Source organism: Geomonas edaphica (genome assembly GCF_004917075.1).
Taxonomy (GTDB): domain Bacteria; phylum Desulfobacterota; class Desulfuromonadia; order Geobacterales; family Geobacteraceae; genus Geomonas; species Geomonas edaphica.
Genome location: NZ_SSYB01000004.1, coordinates 215,780 through 237,604 on the forward strand (window position 1 = coordinate 215,780; position 21,825 = coordinate 237,604).

At 62.8% G+C, this 21,825-nt stretch carries 18 protein-coding genes; all 18 read left to right on the forward strand.

Annotated features, from left to right (window positions below; translation table 11 throughout):
* Nucleotides 1–14: 14 nt before the first annotated feature.
* The 18 genes from larB to lptM all read left to right on the forward strand — a co-directional run bounded on the left by larB (nt 15) and on the right by lptM (nt 21,806).
* Entirely contained in the window at nt 15–770 is a 756-nt protein-coding gene (gene larB, locus E8K79_RS11735; RefSeq protein ID WP_136514909.1) for a nickel pincer cofactor biosynthesis protein LarB, read from the forward strand.
* On the forward strand, nt 767–1,924 hold the full coding sequence (gene larC, locus E8K79_RS11740) for a nickel pincer cofactor biosynthesis protein LarC (RefSeq protein WP_136514910.1): 1,158 nt from the start codon (nt 767–769) through the stop codon (nt 1,922–1,924). The genes larB and larC overlap by 4 nt, the downstream gene beginning before the upstream one ends.
* Nucleotides 1,921–2,373 carry a phosphatidylglycerophosphatase A family protein gene (locus E8K79_RS11745; protein ID WP_136514911.1) on the forward strand — a complete coding sequence of 151 codons (453 nt, stop codon included), beginning with the start codon at nt 1,921–1,923 and terminating at the stop codon, nt 2,371–2,373. Before larC ends, E8K79_RS11745 begins: the two co-directional genes overlap by 4 nt.
* Entirely contained in the window at nt 2,370–3,596 is a 1,227-nt protein-coding gene (locus E8K79_RS11750) for a competence/damage-inducible protein A (protein ID WP_136514912.1), read from the forward strand. The genes E8K79_RS11745 and E8K79_RS11750 overlap by 4 nt, the downstream gene beginning before the upstream one ends.
* A gap of 58 nt (nt 3,597–3,654) precedes the next feature.
* A complete protein-coding gene (locus E8K79_RS11755) occupies nt 3,655–5,628 on the forward strand; it encodes a sensor histidine kinase (RefSeq protein WP_136514913.1) in 1,974 nt (657 codons plus the stop codon).
* Between the two features lie 306 nt (nt 5,629–5,934).
* Nucleotides 5,935–6,948, forward strand: coding sequence for a recombinase RecA (gene recA, locus E8K79_RS11760; protein ID WP_135869354.1), 1,014 nt, complete (start codon nt 5,935–5,937; stop codon nt 6,946–6,948).
* A gap of 3 nt (nt 6,949–6,951) precedes the next feature.
* Nucleotides 6,952–8,109: a type IV pilus twitching motility protein PilT gene (locus tag E8K79_RS11765; protein ID WP_136514914.1), complete on the forward strand. Its 1,158-nt coding sequence runs from the start codon at nt 6,952–6,954 to the stop codon at nt 8,107–8,109.
* A complete protein-coding gene (locus E8K79_RS11770) occupies nt 8,110–8,571 on the forward strand; it encodes a regulatory protein RecX (RefSeq protein ID WP_136514915.1) in 462 nt (153 codons plus the stop codon).
* A 277-nt stretch (nt 8,572–8,848) separates the two neighbouring features.
* The gene (gene alaS, locus E8K79_RS11775) at nt 8,849–11,476 is read left to right on the forward strand and encodes an alanine--tRNA ligase (RefSeq protein ID WP_135869351.1); all 2,628 of its coding nucleotides are present in this window, start codon (nt 8,849–8,851) and stop codon (nt 11,474–11,476) included.
* 116 nt (nt 11,477–11,592) lie between these two features.
* On the forward strand, nt 11,593–12,726 hold the full coding sequence (locus tag E8K79_RS11780) for a hybrid sensor histidine kinase/response regulator (protein WP_136515544.1): 1,134 nt from the start codon (nt 11,593–11,595) through the stop codon (nt 12,724–12,726).
* 97 nt (nt 12,727–12,823) lie between these two features.
* Nucleotides 12,824–13,702, forward strand: a complete 879-nt coding sequence (argB, locus tag E8K79_RS11785; protein ID WP_136514916.1) for an acetylglutamate kinase — start codon at nt 12,824–12,826, stop codon at nt 13,700–13,702.
* Nucleotides 13,703–13,935: 233 nt separating this feature from the next.
* A complete protein-coding gene (locus tag E8K79_RS11790; RefSeq protein WP_135869348.1) occupies nt 13,936–15,129 on the forward strand; it encodes an acetylornithine transaminase in 1,194 nt (397 codons plus the stop codon).
* 255 nt (nt 15,130–15,384) lie between these two features.
* Entirely contained in the window at nt 15,385–16,296 is a 912-nt protein-coding gene (gene argF / locus E8K79_RS11795) for an ornithine carbamoyltransferase (RefSeq protein WP_136514917.1), read from the forward strand.
* 57 nt (nt 16,297–16,353) lie between these two features.
* Nucleotides 16,354–17,571 (forward strand): argininosuccinate synthase, encoded by a 1,218-nt coding sequence (locus E8K79_RS11800; protein WP_135869346.1) that lies wholly within the window; start codon nt 16,354–16,356, stop codon nt 17,569–17,571.
* 61 nt (nt 17,572–17,632) lie between these two features.
* Entirely contained in the window at nt 17,633–18,061 is a 429-nt protein-coding gene (locus tag E8K79_RS11805; protein WP_136514918.1) for an NUDIX domain-containing protein, read from the forward strand.
* 147 nt (nt 18,062–18,208) lie between these two features.
* Nucleotides 18,209–19,351, forward strand: a complete 1,143-nt coding sequence (locus tag E8K79_RS11810) for a hypothetical protein (RefSeq protein WP_136514919.1) — start codon at nt 18,209–18,211, stop codon at nt 19,349–19,351.
* 305 nt (nt 19,352–19,656) lie between these two features.
* Nucleotides 19,657–21,033: an argininosuccinate lyase gene (gene argH, locus E8K79_RS11815; RefSeq protein ID WP_136514920.1), complete on the forward strand. Its 1,377-nt coding sequence runs from the start codon at nt 19,657–19,659 to the stop codon at nt 21,031–21,033.
* A 2-nt stretch (nt 21,034–21,035) separates the two neighbouring features.
* Nucleotides 21,036–21,806, forward strand: coding sequence for an LPS translocon maturation chaperone LptM (gene lptM, locus E8K79_RS11820; protein ID WP_136514921.1), 771 nt, complete (start codon nt 21,036–21,038; stop codon nt 21,804–21,806).
* Nucleotides 21,807–21,825 lie beyond the last annotated feature (19 nt).

The following is a 21,825-nucleotide window of genomic DNA, read 5'->3' on the forward strand; positions in this document are numbered from 1 at the left end:
GCAGTCCCTGATTCATGCAAAGTAAGGCAATCGAAAAGATACTCCAGGACGTGCGAGCGAGATCGGTAGACGTCGCGAACGCCCTGGAGCAACTGAAGCACCTCCCCTTCGAGGACCTGGGTTGCGCCACGGTGGACCACCACCGCACGCTGCGCCAGGGCTTCCCTGAAGTCATCTTCGGACAGGGCAAGAGCATCCCACAGATGCGCACCATCATCGCTGCGCTGCTCGAAAAAGGCGGCAACGTTCTCGCTACGCGGGTAAACCGCGCCAAAGGGGCGAAGCTCATGGAGTTCTTCCCCCAGGCGATCTACCACGCCGACGCGCGCGCGCTCACCATCGAACAGCACCCGGTGGAGCGGCGCGGGAAGGGCAAGGTACTCGTCGTCTGCGCCGGCACCTCGGACATCCCCGTGGCGGCTGAGGCGGTTCTTACCGCAGAGCTCATGGGGAACGAGGTGGAGAAGGTCTACGACGTGGGGGTGGCCGGCCTGCACCGGCTGCTGGCGCGCCGGGGAACGCTCACCGAGGCCGCGGTGATCATCGTGGTCGCCGGCATGGAGGGGGCGCTCCCCTCGGTGGTGGGTGGACTCGTCGACAAGCCGGTAATTGCCGTCCCGACGTCGGTGGGCTACGGCGCCTCCTTCGGCGGGGTCGCCGCTCTCCTAGGCATGTTGAACTCCTGCGCCGCCGGGGTGACCGTGGTGAACATAGACAACGGCTTCGGGGCGGCCTACGCCGCGAGCCTCATGAACAGGGTGCACGGATGAGGGTTCTGTATTTCGACTGTTTCGCCGGTATCGCGGGCGACATGACCGTGGCCGCCATGATCGAGCTCGGGCTTCCCCTCGAGACGCTGCAACGTGAGCTCTCCGCGCTCCCGCTCTCGGGTTACACCCTGGAGTCGCACAAAACGGAACGCCACGGCGTCGCCGGCACCTCCTTCAAGGTGACCTGCATCGAGGCGGATCAACCGCACCGCCACTACAGCGGCATCGCCGCGATGATCGAAAAGTCCGGGCTTAAGCCCCGGGTGAAGGAGCTTGCCGGGCGCATCTTCCTCAAACTCGCCCAGGCCGAGTCCGCCGTGCATGGGGTGCCGCTCGAACGGGTGCACTTCCACGAGGTGGGTGCTATCGATTCCATCGTAGACATCGTCGGCACCGCCATCGGCCTCGACTACCTCGGGATCGAACGGGTCTGCGCCTCGGCGCTCCCCTATGGGCGCGGCTTCGTGAAGACGGCGCACGGCCTTCTCCCGGTCCCGGCACCTGCCACCGCGAGGCTCATGGAGGGGATTCCCGTAGGCCCGGACATCGGCGAAGGCGAGCGGGTGACGCCGACCGGCGCTGCCATCGTCGCGGCACTCGCCGACCGCTTCGGCGCCCCACCGGCGATGACCGTGCAAGGGACCGGCTACGGCGCCGGGGAGAAAGATTTTCCAGAACTGCCGAACCTGCTTCGCCTGGTGCTCGGTGAGGAGGCAACGCCCGGCGCGGCGCAGGAGGTGCTGGTCCTCGAGACCCACATCGATGACATGCCCGCCGAGATCTTCGGTTTTCTGATGGAGCGGCTCATGGAGGCCGGCGCCCTCGACGTCGCCTTCTCACCCCTGCAGATGAAGAAGAACCGCCCGGGGACCCGGCTCACCGTGATCGCGAACCCCGCCGACCTCGAGCGCCTCTCAGCAATCGTGCTCTCCGAGTCGAGCGCCATCGGCCTTCGCTACTATCCGGCAAACCGCATCGTGGCGCAGCGCCACGTGGAAACCCGCGAGACCTCCGTCGGGCGCGTCTCCGTCAAGGTGCTGGGGGACGGGCGGGTGACGCCGGAATACGACTCGTGCCGCGCCGTCGCGCTGGAAAAGGGGATGCCGCTCATCGACGTGTACCGCATCGTGGAAAGGGAGAGCAGCAAGGGATGAAAAAATTCGTAATCGTTTCCGCCACCTGGTTCGGCACCGGCTTCGCACCCTTCGCCTCGGGGACGGTCGGCACCGCGGGGGCAATCCCTTTCTTCCTGCTCCTGTCGCGTATGCCGCTGTCGCTCTACCTTCTGACTACGGTGGCCTTCACCGTTTTCGCCTGCTGGAGTGCCGGTTTCGGCGAGGAGCTTTGGGGCGAGCACGACTCCGGAAAGATCGTCATCGACGAGGTGGCGGGGTATCTCGTCACCATGATCGCGGTCCCCGCCACCTGGCTCGGGGTGCTTACCGGCTTCGTCATGTTCCGCATCTTCGACATCGTCAAGCCGCAGCCGGCACGCTGGTTCGACCGGTCGCTCAAAAACGGCTACGGTGTCGTGATGGACGACATCGTGGCCGGGATTTACGCCTGCGCCGCGACGCACCTCGTACTGAGGTTCCTGCCGTGAGGGTCTCCGTCCTCTCCATAGGCGACGAACTCCTCTCCGGCGAGGTGGTGGACACGAACGCGGCCCACATCGCGGACCGGCTCTACGAAACCGGCGCGCGTGTTTTCCGGCATGTCACCGTCCCGGACGACGAGGATGCCATCGTCGAGGTGATCCTCGAACTTGCCGGGTCAAGTGACGAGGTGATCGCCACCGGCGGGCTAGGCCCCACCCCCGACGACTACACTGCGCAGGCTGCGGCACGGGCCGCAGGGGTGCCGCTCGAGCTCTCGCAGGAGGCCCTCGACCATCTTGCCCGCTTCGAGGAGAGGATCGCCCGGCCGCTGCACCCGTCCAACCGGCGCCAAGCGCTGGTGCCGCGCGGGTGCCGCCTGATCCCGAACCCGCTCGGCACTGCCTGCGGCTTCACGGTCGGGATCGGGGGGGCTGAAGTCTCCTTTCTCCCCGGTGTCCCCTTCGAGATGGAGCGGATGCTTGCCGATACGGTCCTCCCGGAGCTGGGGAAAAGGCTTCCGGCGCCGTGGCGGCGGGTGACCCTGAAGGTGTTCGGGATTCCCGAGGCGGCCATTGCGGAGCGCCTGGAAGGGGCCCTATCCGACGACGACCCGGTGCAGCTCGCCTACTGCGTCAAGTACCCGGAGATCCACGTGATCCTGCGGGCCGCAGCAGCCGACGCGGCGCTTCTCGAGAAGACGGCGGCTGCGGTGCGGGAGCGCCTCGCGGCATTTCTTTTCGCCGAGGACGGCGACACCATGAACTGTGTACTCGCACGGCTTTTCCAGGAGAAGAAGGTGACGCTCTCCCTCGCCGAATCCTGCACCGGCGGGATGATCGCCTCCCGGATTACCGCCATGGCGGGAAGCTCCGCGTACTTCCTCGAGGGGAACGTAACCTACAGCAACGAGGCGAAGACACGCATGCTCGGCGTGCCGGCAGAGCTCATCGAAAAGCACGGCGCGGTGAGCGCGGAAGTGGCGCGCGCCATGGCCGAAGGTGCGAGAAAGGCCGCGGGCAGTGACCTCGCCGTTTCGGTGACCGGCATCGCCGGCCCCGACGGTGGCACGACGGAAAAACCGGTCGGCACCGTGTACATCGGCATTGCCGACGCCGCCGGCTGCCGCGCCGAACGTTTCAATTTCCAGGGAGACCGGACCCGCGTCCGCTCCATTACCACCTTTACCGCACTGGACTGGCTGCGCAAATACCTCCTCGCCCTCCACTGATCAACCGGGCCGTCAACGAAGATGGCCCTTAATCCACGCTCGTACAGGGGAAAATGCCGTGCACTTTGCACCGCTCCTCGTGATTGTCGCCTGCGAACTGCTGCTCCTTTTGATCGAGCAGTACACGCCGCTGCCCGGACGGCTCCATTTTGCCGTCTCCGTGTCGCTGGCGACGGTGCTCCTTTGCTTCGTGGCGCTATTCAGGCAGCGCCAGGCGAGCATGGTGGACGGGCTGCGCCGCGAGATCGACGAGATGCAGCAGGAGGCGCACAAGAGCGCCCGGCGCTACAAGAGCCTTCTAGAGGGGGCAGGCAACGCGATCTTCATCTTCAACGTGAAGACGGCGCTGCTGCAGGAAGAAAACCGCCTTGGGCGTGAGCTCATCGGGTTCAGCAAGGAGGAGCTCGCCTCCATGGAGGTGCGCGACATCTTCGCCCCTTCCGAACACGACCGGCTGCGCACCTTCATCTATCAGCTCGTGCGCCAGGGGGAGGCGGACTGGGACTGCGCCCAGATGAAGAGAAAGGACGGCTCCCTCTTCATGGGCGAGATAAACGCCCGCCTCATCGATCTCGGCGACGAGCAGGTGGCGCACTGTCTATTGCGCGACATCACGGAAAAGCGGCGCACCGAGCACGAGATCTGGCAGAGAAACCGCGAGCTATCCATCCTCAACAACATGCTTGCCAGCATGAGCCAGGGGACCGACCTGAAAACGATGCAGGAGGAGACCCTCCTCGAGCTGATGGAGCGCTTCCAGGCAGAAGGGGGGACGCTGCATCTCTCCACGCCGGAGGCCCCCTCCCCCGCCCTTTGCGCCTCGCGCCAGGCCCCAGCCGAGCTGGAACGTGTGATCATGGAAAGCGTGGAGGGTGGCACGGAACGGTTGAGCGAAGTCCGCGTCGCGCCGCTTCAGGACGCCTGCAACGGCTGGGGGAGCCTCACCTCGATCCCGATCCGCTCGCAGGAGCGCCTTTTGGGCTTCATCCATCTCATCCACCGCGTACCACACAACTACGGCCCGAAGGAGCTCCGCTTCCTCGAGAGCGTCGGCCGACAGATGGGGAACATCATCGAGCAGGTGCGGCTCTTCGAGGAGCTCAAGTGGAAGAGCGAGGAACTGCTCCGCTCGCACCGGCTTTTGGAGAGGAGCAGCCACAGCCTTTCCCTCTCTGAGACTAAACTCAAGCAAAACCTCGCCCTCATCGAGCAGGCGCACCAGGAGCAGACCCGCCTGGACCGCATGAAGAACCAGTTTCTCGGGATGGTTTCCCACGAGTTCAACACGCCGCTCACGAGCATCGTCGCCGGCGTCGACCACCTGCTGCAGCAGGAATGGGTCTCCCAGGAAGACGCCTGCCAGGTGCTCGAGATGGTGCGCGACGGGAGCCTGCGCCTGAAGGCCCTGGTCGCCGATCTTTTGAAGCTGATCCGACTGGAGGCGCGCCGGGAGGGGCTCGAGACGAGCGCCATCCACCTGCGCATGTTGCTCGAAACCCTCCTGGACCAGCTCCAACCGCTCTTCGAGGAGCGCGGGCAGGCGATCACCCTGCGCGACCTCGATCATCTCCCCTTCTTCCAGGGGGACTGCACCTACCTGGAGCGGGTCTTCTACGAGCTTTTGCTGAACGCTATCCGCTTCAGCCCCGAGGGGGGCGAGATCGTGGTGACCGGCCGCGTCGTCGACCACGAGGCCCTCTCGGTACGCTCCGGAACGCTCACCCGTTTCAACCCCGAGTTCCTGAGGCGCTGCGGCGAGCGCTGCTACCTGGAGGTCGAGGTGCGCGACGGCGGCATCGGCATTCCCATGGACGAGCAGCAGCGCGTCTTCGAGATCTTCTACGAGGTAGGCGAGATCCGGCACCACTCGAGCAGGCGGCGTCAGGGACGCGGGGCCGGGCTGGGGCTTGCCATCGTCAAGGGGATGGTCGAGGCGCACGGCGGCATGGTCTGGGTGGAGAGCGGTGACGGGAGTTCCTTCTTCCTCGTGCTCCCGCTCGAGCAGGAACTTATCCAGCCTGCTTTGTTTTAGAACCCGTTCGGGGTTCAACGTTCAACGTTCGTCACCGTCCCAGCCCAAAACAACGCAGTCGTGACGGCCCGCATGAAACATCGGCACCGACAACCGGTAACCGGAACCTTGAAGGCTTCACGAATAAAGAAGCCGCCGAGGCGATGCAAAAAGTTGGCAACAACAAGCTATAACGTCGAACGTTGAACATTGAACGGTCAACGGGGGCTTTTACCCGTTGAAAACCCGTTCAAGGTTGTGCTATGTGTGATGGGCTGAAAACCCAGACCCAAAAACCGCCTGGAAAGGCGAAGGAGATATAAAACGATGCTCGATAAGGAAAAAGCGGAAAAGGCCCTGGACCTGGCGATGAGCCAGATTGAGAAACAGTTCGGCAAAGGGGCCATCATGAGGCTGGGCAACGAGGAGGCGCTCCCGGACGTGGCGTCGATCCCGACCGGCTCCCTCTCTCTGGACCTGGCGCTTGGGGTGGGAGGCGTCCCCCGCGGCCGCGTCATCGAGATCTTCGGACCGGAATCCTCCGGTAAAACCACCCTCGCTCTGCACATCATCGCCGAGGCCCAGAAACTGGGCGGCATCGCAGCCTTCGTCGACGCGGAGCACGCCCTCGACATCGGCTACGCGAGAAAGCTCGGCGTCAAGACCGACGACCTCCTCGTCTCGCAGCCGGACACCGGTGAGCAGGCACTCGAGATCGCCGAGACCCTGGTACGTTCCGGCGCCATCGACGTCCTCGTCGTCGACTCCGTCGCCGCGCTGGTTCCGAAGGCGGAGATCGAGGGCGATATGGGCGACTCGCACATGGGCCTGCAGGCACGCCTCATGTCCCAGGCGCTCAGAAAACTCACCGGCATCATCTCCAAGTCCAACTGCTGCGTCATCTTCATCAACCAGATCAGGATGAAGATCGGCGTCATGTTCGGCAACCCCGAGACCACCACCGGCGGCAACGCCCTCAAGTTCTACGCCTCCGTGCGCATGGACATCAGGAAGATCGCGGCGCTCAAACAGGGCAACGACATGATCGGCTCGAGGACCCGCGTGAAGGTGGTGAAGAACAAGGTGGCACCCCCCTTCAAGGAGGTCGAATTCGACATCCTCTACGGCGAGGGGATCTCCAAGGAAGGCGACGTCCTCGACCTGGCCGTCGAGCGCAACGTGGTCGAAAAGAGCGGCGCCTGGTTCTCCTACGGCAAGGAGCGCATCGGCCAGGGTCGCGAGAATTCCCGACTGTTCCTCAAGGAGCACCCGGAGATCCTTGCCGAGATCAGGGAAAAACTCACCGCACCGCAACAAGACGCCGCTTCCGGCGCAGCCTAGGCCATGACCCTCAACGAGATCCTCGGCATAGGCATGAAGGCCAAGGGGTCCGACATCCACCTGAAGGCTGGGCTTCCCCCCATCGTCAGGATCGACGGATCCCTGCGCGCCATCCCCAACGCGGAACGCCTCTCCAGCGATGCGGTCAGGAACATGGCGTTCTCCATCATGAACGATCGGCAAAAGCGGATCTTCGAGGAGAACTACGAGGTCGACCTCTCTTACGGGGTCCCCGGGCTCGGGCGTTTCCGCGTCAACGCCTTCGCCCAGCGCGGCACGGTCGCTATGGTGCTGCGCGCCATCCCGATCGCCATCCCCACGCTGGAAACGCTGAACCTGCCGCCGGTCCTCAAAAAGCTCTCTCTCGAGCAGCGCGGCCTGATCCTCGTCACCGGCACCACCGGTTCCGGCAAGTCCACGACGCTCGCCTCCATGATCGACTACATAAACGAGCACCGGACCTGCAACATCATCACCATCGAGGACCCGGTCGAGTACCTGCACAAGGACAAGAAGAGCCTCATCAGCCAGCGCGAGGTAGGCTTCGACACGCTCACCTTCGGCAAGGCGCTCACCTCGGCCTTGAGGCAGGACCCGGACGTCATCCTGGTCGGCGAGATGCGCGATTACGAGACCATCGAGACGGCACTCACCGCAGCCGAGACCGGACACCTGGTGCTCTCCACCCTGCACACCCTGGACGCCGCCGAGACCGTCAACCGCATCATCTCCGTCTTCCCCCCCTTCCACCAGAGGCAGGTGAGGATGCAGCTCGCCGGGATCCTGAGAGGCGTCATCTCGCAGCGCCTGGTGCCGCGCATGGACGGCAAGGGGCGCGTCCCCGCGGTCGAGGTCATGATCGGCACCGCCCGCATCAGGGACTGCATCGACGACAAGGAGAAGACGAAGCAGATCCCGGACGCCATTGCCCAAGGGCACACAAGCTACGGCATGCAGACCTTCGACCAGTCGCTCATGCAGCTTTTGACCAGAAAGCTCATCACCTACGAAGAGGCCATGCGCCAGTCGAGCAATCCCGACGACTTCGCTCTCAAGGTCTCCGGCATATCGTCCACCTCGGACTCCAGCTGGGACACCTTCACCGACGAAGAACCGCCGGCGGAAGGTGGTGACAAGGAGCTGGTCATCGAGAAGTACTAGGTGCAGCGCGGTACGGCACTCGACTGCTGTCTGCGGCTTCTCACCCTGCGCGACCACTCCGAGGCGGAGCTTAGAAAGAAGCTTTCCAGCAAGGGTTACGAGGAAGGAGAGAGCGAGGCGGCTGTTGCCCGGATGAAGGAGCTCGGCTACCAGGATGACCTCCGCTTCGCGCGCGCCTTCGCCTCGTCGGCGCTTCGAAACGGCAAGGGAGTCGGCCCGAGGCTCAAATTGGAACTAGCAAAGCGCGGCGTGGCAGGTCCCATCGTGAGCCAGGTGCTCGACGAGCTTTCCGGGGAGTACAGCGAGCGGGAGCTCCTCGCGCAGACCATCGCGCGGCGCTATCCCGGCTTCGACCCGGCAACCGCAAGCGACAAGGAAAAGCGGCGCATCGTCGGCTACCTGCAGAGGAAAGGGTTCTCGCTCTCCGCGATCTTTAGGGAGCTTAAGGCGCAGGAGGATTGAAAGGCGGGAAGGTTCTTCAGGGAATTCCGAGGATTCACCGCTGGATTTTGAGTCCAGTGCGTTAAGACGCTGAGTAAGTTGCAAACTAAGCGTTTCACGAGCCCAGGCGTCCCCCCCTTTGCGAAGGGGGGACAGGGGGGATTTGCCTCTGCCGTCCCCGCAAAAATCCCCCTAAATCCCCCTTCGCAAAGGGGGACTTTAACCTTCCCTTCCCAAGGCGAGAGAAGGCTGCTTGAACAAACATGGTTTAGATATCCCATTTCAGTTGAGGTTTTTTATGACAGGCAAAGAGATCCGGGCGCAGTTCTTCAACTTCTTTCAGAAAAAGGGTCACACCCTGGTGGAGAGCTCGAACCTCATCCCCAAAAACGATCCCACCCTGCTTTTCACCAACGCGGGGATGAACCAGTTCAAGGACGTCTTCCTGGGCCTTGAAAAACGCGACTACATCCGCGCCGTATCCTCGCAGAAATGCGTCCGCGCCGGCGGGAAGCATAACGACCTCGAGAACGTCGGCCGCACCGCGCGCCACCACACCTTCTTCGAGATGCTCGGTAACTTCTCCTTCGGCGATTATTTCAAGAAGGACGCCATCGCCTACGCCTGGGAATTCCTCACCGTTGAACTCGGCCTCTCGAAGGATCGCCTCTACGTGACGGTGTACAACGACGACGACGAGGCGGCGGACATCTGGCACAACCAGGAAGGGGTGCCGCGCGAGCGCATCTACCGTTTCGGCGAGAAGGACAACTTCTGGTCCATGGGCGACACCGGCCCCTGCGGCCCCTGTTCCGAGATCTTCTGGGACAACGGCCCCGGCACCGGTTGCGGCTCCCCGGACTGCGCCGTCGGCTGCGACTGCGACCGCTACATGGAGATCTGGAACAACGTCTTCATGCAGTTCAACCGCGACAAAGACGGCACCATGACGCCGCTCCCCAAGCCCTCGGTCGATACCGGCATGGGCCTTGAGCGCATCTCCGCGGTCATGCAGGGGGTCACCTCCAACTACGACACCGACCTGCTGCAGGGGATCATCCGCCACATCGAGACCATCTGCGGCAAGAAGTACCGCGACGACGAGAAGGACGACGTCTCCATGCGCGTCATCGCCGATCACTCCCGCGCCACCACCTTCCTCATCTGCGACGGCGTGCTTCCCTCCAACGAGGGGCGCGGCTACGTGCTGCGCCGCATCATGCGCCGCGCCGCCCGCCACGCGAAGATGCTGGGGGTCTCCGAGCCGATGCTCTACCGCGTGGTCGACGCCGTCAACATGATGATGGGCGATGCGTACCCGGAGTTGCTCGAGCGCGAGAATTACGTCAAGAAGGTGATCAAGGCTGAGGAGGAGCGCTTCATTGAGACCCTCGACCGCGGCCTCGCCATCCTGAACGAGGAGACCGCGGCGCTCAAGGCCAAGGGGGACAAGGTCCTCTCCGGCGAGGTGATCTTCAAGCTGTACGACACCTTCGGCTTCCCGGTCGACCTCACCGCCGACATCGTCGAGGCGGAAGGTCTCACCCTAGACGAGGACGGCTTCGCCCTCTGCATGGAGAAGCAGCGCGTCAAGGCGAGGGAGAACTGGAAGGGGTCCGGCGAGCAGGGCCTTGCCTCCATCTACAAGGAACTGCACGGCTCCGGCATCGCGAGCGACTTCGTGGGCTACACCGAACAGACCGCCTACTCCACCATCAGCGCCATCGTAAAGGGTGGCGTCCTTGTCGAGGAGGCAAACGCCGGCGACGAGGTTGAGATCATCACCGCGAAGACCCCCTTCTACGGAGAGTCCGGCGGCCAGGCAGGCGACACCGGCGTCATCTCCACCGGCGCCGCGCACATCGAGGTGGAGAGCTCCAGCCGCCCCTTCACCGACCTCATCGTGCACCGCGGCAAGGTGGTCTCCGGCAACGTCCGTAACGGCGAGGCGGTCGACCTGAAGGTCGCCACCGCAGGGCGCGCCGCCACCGCGCGCAACCACACCGCGACGCACCTTCTGCAGGCAGCCTTAAGGGAAGTGCTGGGCGACCACGTGAAGCAGGCAGGCTCCCTGGTGACCCCGGACCGCCTCCGCTTCGACTTCACCCACTTCAGCCCGATGACCGCCGAGGAGATCCGCAGGGTCGAAACCATCGTGAACGGTAACATCATGGGTAACGCGACCGTCGACGCCCGCGAGATGCCGGCAGCCGAGGCGCTTGCCGGCGGGGCCACCGCCCTCTTCGGCGAGAAGTACGGCGACGTAGTGCGCGTGGTGCGTGTGGGCGACGTGTCGATGGAACTTTGCGGCGGCACGCACGTGCACGGCGCGGGCGAGATCGGCTTCTTCAAGATCATCTCCGAGGCGGGGATCGCCGCCGGGGTGAGGAGGATTGAGGCGCAGACCGGCAACGGCGCGCTCGCCGTGGTGCACCAGATGGAAGACGAGCAGAGAAGCGTCGCCGCGCTCCTGAAGGCCGAGGGCGTTAGCGTGCTCGACCGCGTCGAGAAGCTCATCGCGGCACAGCGCGAGCTGCAAAAGGAACTCGAGGGGCTGCAGGCGAAGATGAACGCCTCCAAGTCCGCCGACCTCGTTCAGCAGGTGCGCGAGCAAAACGGCGTAAAGATCCTCTCTGTGAAGGTGGACGGCGACGCCAAGGCGATGCGCGAGCTCTCCGACACCCTGAAGGACAGGATCGGCTCCGGCATCATCGTGCTCGGGACCGCCGACGGCGTTAAGGCGAACCTCCTGGTCGCCGTCACCGCCGACCTCACCGCGCGCTGGAAAGCGGGCGACATCATCAGGGCGATCGCACCGATCGTCGGCGGCAACGGCGGCGGCAAGCCCGAGCTCGCCCAGGCCGGCGGCTCCAAGCCCGAGAACCTCGCCGAGGCGCTCGAGGCCGTGTACAACATCGTAGGGTAGAGCTGCCAAGGCGGCGCCTTCCCCCCCCCCAGCCTCCCCCCTCCAGGGGGAGGAGCAGGAAGAAGTTAGCAATTACGCACGCAGGTCGATAAATCCAGTAAAACCGGGACATGCCGATGCTCGAACTCACCTCCAACCAAAGTCTCGAAACCGTTCAGGAAAGGAAAACCGTTCTCCTCGTGGACGATGAAGCGGTGATCCGCGACCTGTGCAAGAGGGTCCTGAACGGCTACGACATCGTAGAGGCGGCGGACGGCCAGGAGGCTTACGAGATCTTCCTGCGCGGCGGCATCGACGTGATCCTGACCGACGTGATGATGCCGAGGCTGGACGGCATCGAACTGCTGAAGAAACTCAAGGAGCGCGAGCCGACCATGGTGGTGATCATCATGACCGGCTTCGCCGATAAAGACCTCATCCTGAAGGCGCTCAAGGCGGACGCGGACGACTTCATCACCAAGCCGCTCAACCTCCTGCAGCTCAAAAGCGCCATCGAGAAGGCCCTCGTCAAGAAGGCGCTCAAGGAAGAGATCGCCAACCTGAGAAACCTCGACCGCTTTAAGACGGTCTTTCTCTCGCTCATCTCCCACAAGTTCCGCACGCCGATCACCTCGATCTCGCTTTTCCTGCAGAACTTGGCCGCGGGCATCATCGATCCCTCCGACGACGGCGCTAAGGAACACATCAAGCTAATCTACAACGAGGCTTGCTACCTGGGAAACCTCGTCACCGACCTCCTCACCTTCTCCTCGGTCATGGACAGCGGCGGCGGGCTGCACCTGGAGCCGTGTACCCTGAACCTGCTCCTCCCTAAGATCCTGAGCGAGGCCCACATCATCGCCGCCCGCCCCGGTGTTACGACGCACATCACGCAGCAGACGATCCCGGAACTTATGCTGGACCGCGACAAGATCAGCTTCGCCCTGCGCCAGGTGATCGACAATGCCATCAAGTTTTCCAGAGAAGACGGCGTGGTATGCGTCAACATGAGAAACGCCGAGGGGCAGTGCGAGATCAGCATCGAGGACAACGGCATCGGCATCTCCAAGGACCAGCTCCCCAAGCTCTTCGAGAAGTTCTACCAGGTCGACGCCGACCGGACCGGCCAGGTGCGCGGCTTCGGGCTCGGCCTCTTCTACGCCCGTGAGTTCATTCGCATGCACGGCGGCAGCATCAGCATCGAAAGCGAAGAGAACCAGGGGACCCGCGTCCTGATCACCCTTCCCAACACAGCCAGCCAAAGCCCCTGATAACCTTCAGTCTTAGCCCTGTTTCAAGTTGATTATTTCCCTCTATCTGCTATATTAACGTCTTTCTGTGCACTAATTAACGCTGGAAGAGGCACCTATGCAGCATCTCATAGAAAAGGCGAGCACTCTCATGGAGGCGCTCCCCTACATCAGACGCTTTTCCGGAAAGACCATCGTCATCAAGTATGGCGGTCACGCCATGGCAGAAGAGAAGCTCAGAAAGTCTTTTGCCCTAGACATAATCCTGCTCAAATACATCGGCATCAACACCGTGGTAGTGCACGGCGGCGGTCCCCAGATCAACGAGACACTGAAGCGCTACGGCATAGTGTCAGAGTTCGTCCAGGGGATGCGTGTGACCGACGCGGAGACCATGGGTGTCGTCGAGATGGTGCTGACCGGCCAGGTAAACCGCGAGGTGGTCGGCTACATCAACCAGCACGGCGGTCGTGCCGCCGGTCTTTCCGGCAAGGACGGCAGCCTCCTTGTTTGCGAAAAACTGCTCCAGGAAATCCGACGAGAAGGCGGCGGGGTCGAGATGGTCGACATCGGCTTCGTGGGCGATGTCGTCGAAGTGAATCCCGCCATTTTGCAGGCATTGGAGAAGGGTGGTTTCATTCCGGTGATCGCACCGGTAGGTGTGGGGCGCGACGGGCAAAGTTACAACATCAACGCGGACGTGGTGGCCGGCAAGGTTGCCGCGGCGCTCGGGGCGGAGAAGTTGATCCTTTTGACCGACGTCTCCGGCGTGAAGGACAAGAAAGGGGAGTTGCTTTCCAGCATCCCGCTTGCCGACGTCCCCGCGCTGATCGAAAACGGCACCGTGACCGGGGGCATGATCCCGAAGGTCACCTGCTGCACCGACGCGCTCGCCGCAGGTGTGAAGAAGGCCCACATCGTCGACGGCCGGATCGAGCACGCCATCCTTTTGGAGATCTTCACCAACGTCGGAATAGGGACGGAGATACAGGCTTAACCGCCTCAACGGCCGTTCAACGTTCAACGTTCGACGTTCAACAAGTGTTGTGCCGATGGTCATCTGACCGGTACGGCACGGGACTGCCGTTCAAGATTCAAAAGTCGATGTTCAACAACTGCCGCGCCTATGGCCTTTAACCGGTACGGCGCAGCCAAGGTGGAGACGCTTCTTACGGAGGTCTTCCATCGAACGTTGAACGCTGAACGTTGAACGGGGTTTCAGGAGGTTTTATGAATTCAGCCGCATGGATCGAGAAGGGCGACAAATATATCATGAAGACGTACGGCCGGTACCCGCTGGTCCCGATGAAGGGCGAAGGGTGCTACCTCTGGGACGCGGACGGCAAACGCTACCTCGACTTCCTGGCCGGGGTGGCCGTCAACAACCTGGGGCACTGCCACCCGAAGGTGACGGCGGCGCTCGCCAAACAGGCCGCGGAGCTGATCCACTGCTCCAACTACTACAACATCCCGACCCAGATAGAGCTCGCCGAGCTCCTTTGCAACCTCTCCTTCGCCAACAAGGCCTTCTTCTGCAACTCGGGCGCTGAGGCGAACGAGGCGGCCATCAAGCTCGCCAGGAAGTACAGCCGCGAGAAGTACGGCCTCGACCGCTACGAGATCATCACCGCCATCTCCTCCTTCCACGGCCGCACCATGGCGACCGTATCGGCCACCGGCCAGGAGAAGGTGCAGAAATTCTTCGATCCGCTCCTGCATGGCTTCCGTCACATCCCCTTCAACGACGCCCAGGCACTCAGGGAGGCCATCGGCCCCTGCACCTGCGCCGTGATGCTGGAGCCGATCCAGGGCGAAGGCGGCGTGGTGGTCCCCGACGCAGCCTACTTCCAGGAAGTGCGCAAGATCTGCGACGAGAACAACCTGATCCTCATCTTCGACGAGGTACAGGTCGGCATGGGGCGTACCGGCAAGATGTTCGCCCACGAACACTTCGGCATCACCCCTGACATCATGACGCTCGCCAAGGCGCTGGCAGGCGGCGCCCCGATCGGCGCCATGCTCGCCACCGACCGGCTCGCCGAATCCTTCACCCCGGGCACCCACGGCTCCACCTTCGGCGGCAACCCGCTCGTGACCGCCGCGGCAGTCGCCACGATCCGCGCCATCCAGGAGGAAGGGATCCTGAACCGGACCGAGGAGATGGGCGAGTACCTGATGGGCGAACTGGAGGCGCTGCACAAGAAGTTTCCGAGCCTCATCAAAGATGTGCGCGGCATCGGCCTCATGATCGGCGTCGAGCTCACCATTCCCGGCGGCGACATCGTGAAGACCGCACTCTCGCGCGGGCTGCTTTTGAACTGCGCCCAGGAGAAGGTGCTCCGCTTCGTCCCGCCGCTCATCGTCGGCAAGAAGGAAGTGGACGAGATGATCGCCGGGCTGACCGAGATCCTGGCCGCGCTGTAAAGAGTTGCAATTTCTCCCTATTCCTGTCCACTCTCCTCCCCCTGGAGGGGGGAGGCAGGGAGGGGGGATTTCGCCAGCCCCCGTGCCCCCCCCCCANGGGGGGGGGGGGGGGGGGGGGGGGCCCATTTCGCCAGCCCCCGTCCCCCTCCCCTACCCTCCCCCTCCGGGAGAGGGAGAGTTTGCGGAAGAGGGAAATGACGTTGCAAGGTGCCCGAATCAGGCACTATCAAAACAAAGAAGCGAGAACCGCAAACCATGAAAAAAGACTTCCTGGCCCTGAGCCAGTTCACCAAAGCCGAGCTGGACGCCATGTTCGTCCTCTGCAAGGACCTCAAAGCCAAGACCAAGAGCGGCGTCGAGCACCACCTCTTGAAGGGCAAGTCGCTCGCCATGATCTTCGAGAAGTCCTCGACCCGCACCAGGATCTCCTTCGAGGTCGGCATGTACCAGCTGGGCGGGCACCCGCTCTTCATCTCCAGCAAGGACTCCCAGATGGGTCGCGGCGAGCCGATCAAGGACACCGCCCGCGTCATGGCACGCTATTGCGACGGCGTCATGATCCGCACCTTCGCCCAGGAGACCGTCGAGGAGTTCGCCAAGTACGCCTCCATCCCGGTCATCAACGGCTTGACCGACTTGCACCACCCCTGCCAGATCATGGCAGACGTCTTCACCGTGATCGAGCACAAGGGGAGCTACGACGGGCTCAAGTTCGCCTGGATCGGCGACGGCAACAACATGGCGAACTCCTGGATCGAGGCGGCCGCCATCTTCGGCTTCGACCTGACGCTTGCCTGCCCGGAAGGCTATGACCCGAACCCGCAGGTGCTCGAGTGGGCGAAGAATAACGGCACCTCGAAGATCGTGGTCGTCCGCGATCCCAAAGAGGCCGCGAAAGACGCCGACGTACTGAACACCGACGTATGGGCCAGCATGGGACAGGAAGAGGAGCAGAAGATCCGCGAGAAGGCTTTCGCAGGCTACCAACTGGACGAAGCGCTGCTCGCCCTCGCGAAGAAGGACGCCCTCGTGCTGCACTGCCTCCCCGCGCACCGCGGCGAGGAGATCAGCGACGGCGTGATCGAAGGCCCCAACTCCGTCGTCTGGGATGAAGCCGAGAACCGCCTGCACGTGCAAAAGGCCATCATGGCCACCTTGATGAAATAAGAACAGACGGCACCCCCGAAAGGGGCGGCCCGCCGATCAACGACCAAAGGAGAACCCATGGCAAAGAAAGAAGTGAAAAAGATCGTCCTCGCCTACTCGGGCGGGCTTGACACCTCCATCATCCTCAAGTGGCTCAAGAACGAGTACGGCTGCGAGGTGGTGACGTTCTCCGCAGACCTCGGCCAGGGCGACGAGCTCGAGCCGGTACGCGAGAAGGCCTTCAAGACCGGCGCCGACAAGGTGTACATCGACGACCTGCGCGAGGAGTTCGTGCGCGACTTCGTGTTCCCGATGTTCCGCGCCAACGCGATCTACGAGGGTTCCTACCTGCTCGGCACCTCCATCGCCCGCCCGCTCATCGCGAAGCGCCAGATGGAAATCGCGCAGATCGAGGGTTGCGACGCCGTTTCCCACGGCGCGACCGGCAAAGGGAACGACCAGGTGCGCTTCGAGCTTGCCTACTATCACTTCAACCCGGCCATCACCGTGGTTGCACCGTGGAGGGAGTGGAAGCTCAACTCCCGCCAGGCGCTGATCAACTACGCGAAGAGAAACGACATCCCGATCCCGATCACCAAGAAGCGTCCCTGGTCTTCCGACAGGAACCTCCTGCACATCTCCTTCGAGGGCGGCATCCTGGAAGACACCTGGCTGGAGCCGCCCGAGAACATGTACGTGCTCACCAAGTCGCCGGAGAAGGCCCCCAACAAGCCGCAGTACATCGAGATCGAGTTCGAGAAGGGTAACGCGGTCGCCGTCGACGGCGTGCGCATGTCCCCGGCCGAGCTTTTGGCCCACCTGAACACCATCGGCGGCGAGCACGGCATCGGCCGTGTCGACCTCCTCGAGAACCGCTCGGTCGGCATGAAGTCCCGCGGCGTCTACGAGACCCCGGGCGGCACCATCCTGCGCGAAGCCCACATGGCGGTCGAGCAGATCACCATGGACCGCGAGGTCATGCACCTGAGGGATTCCCTGATCCCGCGCTACGCCGAGATGATCTACAACGGCTACTGGTTCTCGCCGGAGCGCGAGATGATGCAGTGCATGATCGATGACTCGCAGAAGACCGTGAACGGCGTGGCACGCCTCAAGCTCTACAAGGGCCACGTGCGCACTGTGGGCAGGAAGTCGGAGTCCGACTCCCTCTTCAACCTCGACTTCGCGACCTTCGAGAAAGACCAGGTTTACAACCAGGCGGATGCCGAGGGCTTCATCAAGCTGAACTCGCTCAGGCTAAGGATCCGCTCCCTGATGCTGGCCAACAAGAAGTAGGTAAAGGGAAGTATCTGGAGGCTCATAGGGGCACGAGACACTCGTGCCCCTATCCGTGTATATGGAGCAAAACGGTTTCAAGGCGAGTCACATCGTCACTTCGGTGGTCGCGGTCATCATCGACAGCGATGGCAGGGTGCTCCTCACCAAGAGGAACGTCCCCCCTTTCCAGGGGGAATGGGTGATGCCCGGCGGCAAGATCGACCTCGGTGAACCGATCGTGGCGGCCCTCAAGCGCGAGGTCTGGGAAGAGGTCGGCCTCGAGGTGGAAGTGGGAGACCTGATCGACGTCTTCGAACACGTGACGCCGGGAGAGGACAACTACCACTTCATCATCATCTATTACCGGTGCACGCCGCTTTACTGCGACGTGAACCACAACAAGGACGAAGTGGCCGAGGCCCGCTGGGTCGAGCCGGGCGAACTGGAGCAGTACAAGATCCCCGCCGGCGCACGCTTCATCCTTACGAAAATCTTTGCACCCAATTGACAGTTGATAATTGACAATTGACAACGGGGAAGCCCCCCTGCGGTTTGACAGTCATTGCGTTAACCAGACCGCGCACGTTGGCAGTTGGCAGTGTCTTCGGGACTTCATTGTCAATTGTCAAATCGCCATCGTCAATTGGATACGTTCATGGTCAAGATCGTCGAGAAACAGGTCCAGCTTGATTTCCCCCTCGGGCATCACCTGCACTGTCTCATCGCGCAGATACCGAACCGGTTGCAGCGCCGCGATCACCTGTTCACGCTCGTCGACGCCGAGGAGCAGTGGCGCCTGGTGCAAAGCGTCCTCGACCTGGTTGCCGAAGGCTCCGGAAACCTGAAGCGGCTGCACTTCCTGCTGTTCCCCGAGACATCGGTGCCGCTCTCCCGCTTCGACGATCTGCTGGGGGTCATAGAAGAGCGCTTCCGCCCCAACACGGTGACCATGTTCGGGCTTGAACAGATCCGCCTGGAGCAGTACCGGGCGCTCCTCACCCGATTCAGGGAGGACAACGAGGAGGCGCTTGACTGCGTGGAGCGCGACATCGACTCCGGCGACATCCTGGGCATGCCGGTCAACTGGTGCTGCATCGCCATCAAGGAGCGTGACGGGCGGCTCAGGGTCTTTCTGGAGGCGAAGACGCACCCTTTCCGGGGCGAGGAGTTCCTGGACAAGGACCACGACCTGTACCGGGGGCGGCACTTCTACCTGTTCCGCGCCCAGCCGGCCTGCTTCAATTTCATGACGGTCATCTGCCTTGATTACCTTTACCGGGACCTCTACTCCTCCAACATCAAGCAGATCATCGATCACGCGGACCGGCTCTTCTTCACCATGAGGCAGTCGCTCGACGCCCTCTTCGTGATCCAGTGCAACCCGAAGCCCGAGCACCGCTCCTACCGCGAGGTGCTCTCCGGCTTTTACGGCGAGTTCCTGGAGGACACCCCCGGCGTGCGCGAGACGGTGACCGTCTTCGGCAACTGCTCGGACGAGAGCGAGATCGAAGGGGTGCGTTGCCAGAGCTGTTACGGGGTTTCCTTCGTGGCGATCAGCGCGCGCCACAAGATGTCCCCCTTCCAGGACCGTGAGTTCGCCAGCGACGATTTCGAGGGCGCACCGGTCTGCCGCCTGCGCTTCGGCACGGGAACGAGGCTTTACTACTTCAACCTGCCGCTCTACCACGAACTCGACCCGAGAAGCTCGCGGGTCCCCCTGAAGGTGCACTCGGTGCTGCGCTGGACCGACGACGCAGGATGGGTGAAGGTGGGGGACGGCGAGGGGCAGGTTTTGTAAAAGCGTTCAACGCAAAGACGCAGAGGCGCGAAGACGCAGAGAAAGTCTTTAAGGGTTAAAACCTTTGTCGGTTTGTGGTTTTCCTAGCGTCTTGGCGGCTTTGCGCCTTTGCGTTAGGCCGTTAAGGTTTTACCGGATTCAAAGGCAAAGGCTTCATCGCAAAGACGCAGAGGCGCGGAGACGCAAAGTAAAAATCTGTGACAGGGTAAGACACTACAGCCTTTTCTTTGCGCCTTAGCGGCTTGGCGTCTTTGCGTTAAAGAAGTTGCAGTTCAACAAAAATCAGCAGCAGGAGACCGAAAGACATGTCCAAAGACAAACTGTGGGGCGGACGTTTCACCCAGCCCACCGACAAGTTCGTAGAAGAGTTCACCGCCTCCATCAACTTCGACAAGCGCCTGTACCACCAGGACATCCGCGGCTCCATCGCCCACGCCACCATGCTCGGCAAGCAGGGGATCATCCCGGTTGCGGACGTCGAGGCAATCGTGCACGGCCTCAGGGAGATCCTGGACAAAATCGAGGCGGGCGATTTCGACTTCTCGGTCTCCCTGGAAGACATCCACATGAACATCGAGGCGCGCCTCTCCGAGAAGATCGGCGACGCGGGCAAGAGGCTCCACACTGGCCGCTCCAGAAACGACCAGGTGGCCCTCGACATCCGCCTCTACATGCGCGACGAGCTGGTGGAAATCTCTGCCTACATCGACCTCCTGATCGACTCTCTCATCTACCAGGCGGAAGAGAACCTGGGCGTTATCATGCCCGGCTTCACCCACCTGCAGACCGCGCAGCCGATCCTCTTCTCGCACCACATGATGGCCTACCACGAGATGCTCAAGCGCGACAAGGGGCGCATGGAAGACTGCCTGAAGCGCACCAACGTGCTGCCGCTCGGCGCGGGCGCCCTGGCCGGGACCACCTTCCCGATCGACCGCGAACACGTGGCGGAGCTTCTGGAGTTCCCCGAGGTGAGCAGAAACTCCCTCGACTCGGTCTCCGACCGCGACTTCGCCCTCGAGTTCTGCGCCGCCGCCTCGATCCTGATGATGCACCTCTCCCGCTTCGCCGAGGAACTCATCCTCTGGTCCACGAGCGAGTTCAAGTTCGTTGACCTCTCCGATTCCTTCTGCACCGGCTCCTCCATCATGCCGCAGAAGAAAAACCCGGACGTCCCGGAGCTCGTGCGCGGCAAGACCGGCCGTGTCTACGGCAACCTCATGTCCCTGCTCACGCTGATGAAGTCGCTCCCGCTTGCATACAACAAGGACATGCAGGAAGACAAGGAGCCCCTCTTCGACACCATCGACACCGTGAAAGGGTCGCTGAAAATCTTCGCGGACATGGTGCGCGAGATGAAGGTGAACGCGGACCGTATGAAGGTCGCGGCGGCTGCCGGCTTCTCTACCGCGACCGACGTGGCGGACTACCTGGTAAGAAAGGGAATCCCGTTCCGCGATGCGCACGAGATCGTTGGCAAGGCGGTGCGTTACTGCATCGAGAACGAGATGGATATCCCGGAACTCTCCCTCGCTGAATGGCAGATCTTCTCCGGGCGCATCGAGGACGACATCTTCGGCGCCATCACCCTCGAAGCATCGGTCAACGCGCGCAAGGCGACCGGAGGCACCGCGCTCGAGCGGGTGAAGGCCGAGATCGCCCGGGCGAAGGAAGGACGCTAGCCGTGGCGGCATCGCGTCGACTCCTTCCCGCCGTCGCAGTTGCGGCGTCGCTTGTCCTCCTTGCCGGGTGCGGCAAGAAAGGCCCGCTTGTCCCCCCCGAGGCGCTGGTCCCGGCACCGATCGCCTCGCTCGCCGTGGCGCAAAAGGGAGGCGAACTCCAGGTGAGCTGGAGCGGTCCCGGCAAGCAGGAGGGGGGCGGTAAGCTCGAGAACCTGGCCGGCTTTCTCCTGTTTCGGCGTAACGTGCTCCCACCCGGCGAGGACTGCGAGGAGTGCCCCGGCGCTTACAGCCAGCTCGCCAAGGTGGACCTGGAGCTTCCCGAAAAAGTGCGTAGGGCCGGCGGGCTCTGGATCTACGACGACTTCGACCTGCAGAAGGGGCGGACCTACCAGTACAAGGTGCGTTCCTACAGCACGGACGGGGCGCAGAGCAAGGACTCCAACAAGGTGCGGCGCTCCGCGGTCACGCCCCCGCTTCCTCCGGTGCTCGAGGCGCACGGCTCTCCCAACGAGGTGGAGCTGAACTACGTCGCCCTCCCCCCGGAGGAGGGAACCTTCGTCGGCTACAACATCTACAAGAGCAAGAAGGACGAACCGGCGCCGCTCGCTCCGGTCAACAAGGAGCCGCTTGCCGGTACCACCTACCGGGACCAGGAGCTGGTGCTCGGGTTGACCTACCGCTACACGGTGACGAGCGTTGCCAAGGTCGGCGCCGACACCGTCGAGAGCGCCCCCTCCAATGTCGTAGAAGCGGGGCTCGTGCTGCCGGAGTAGGCACGTTGCCTTTTCAGGT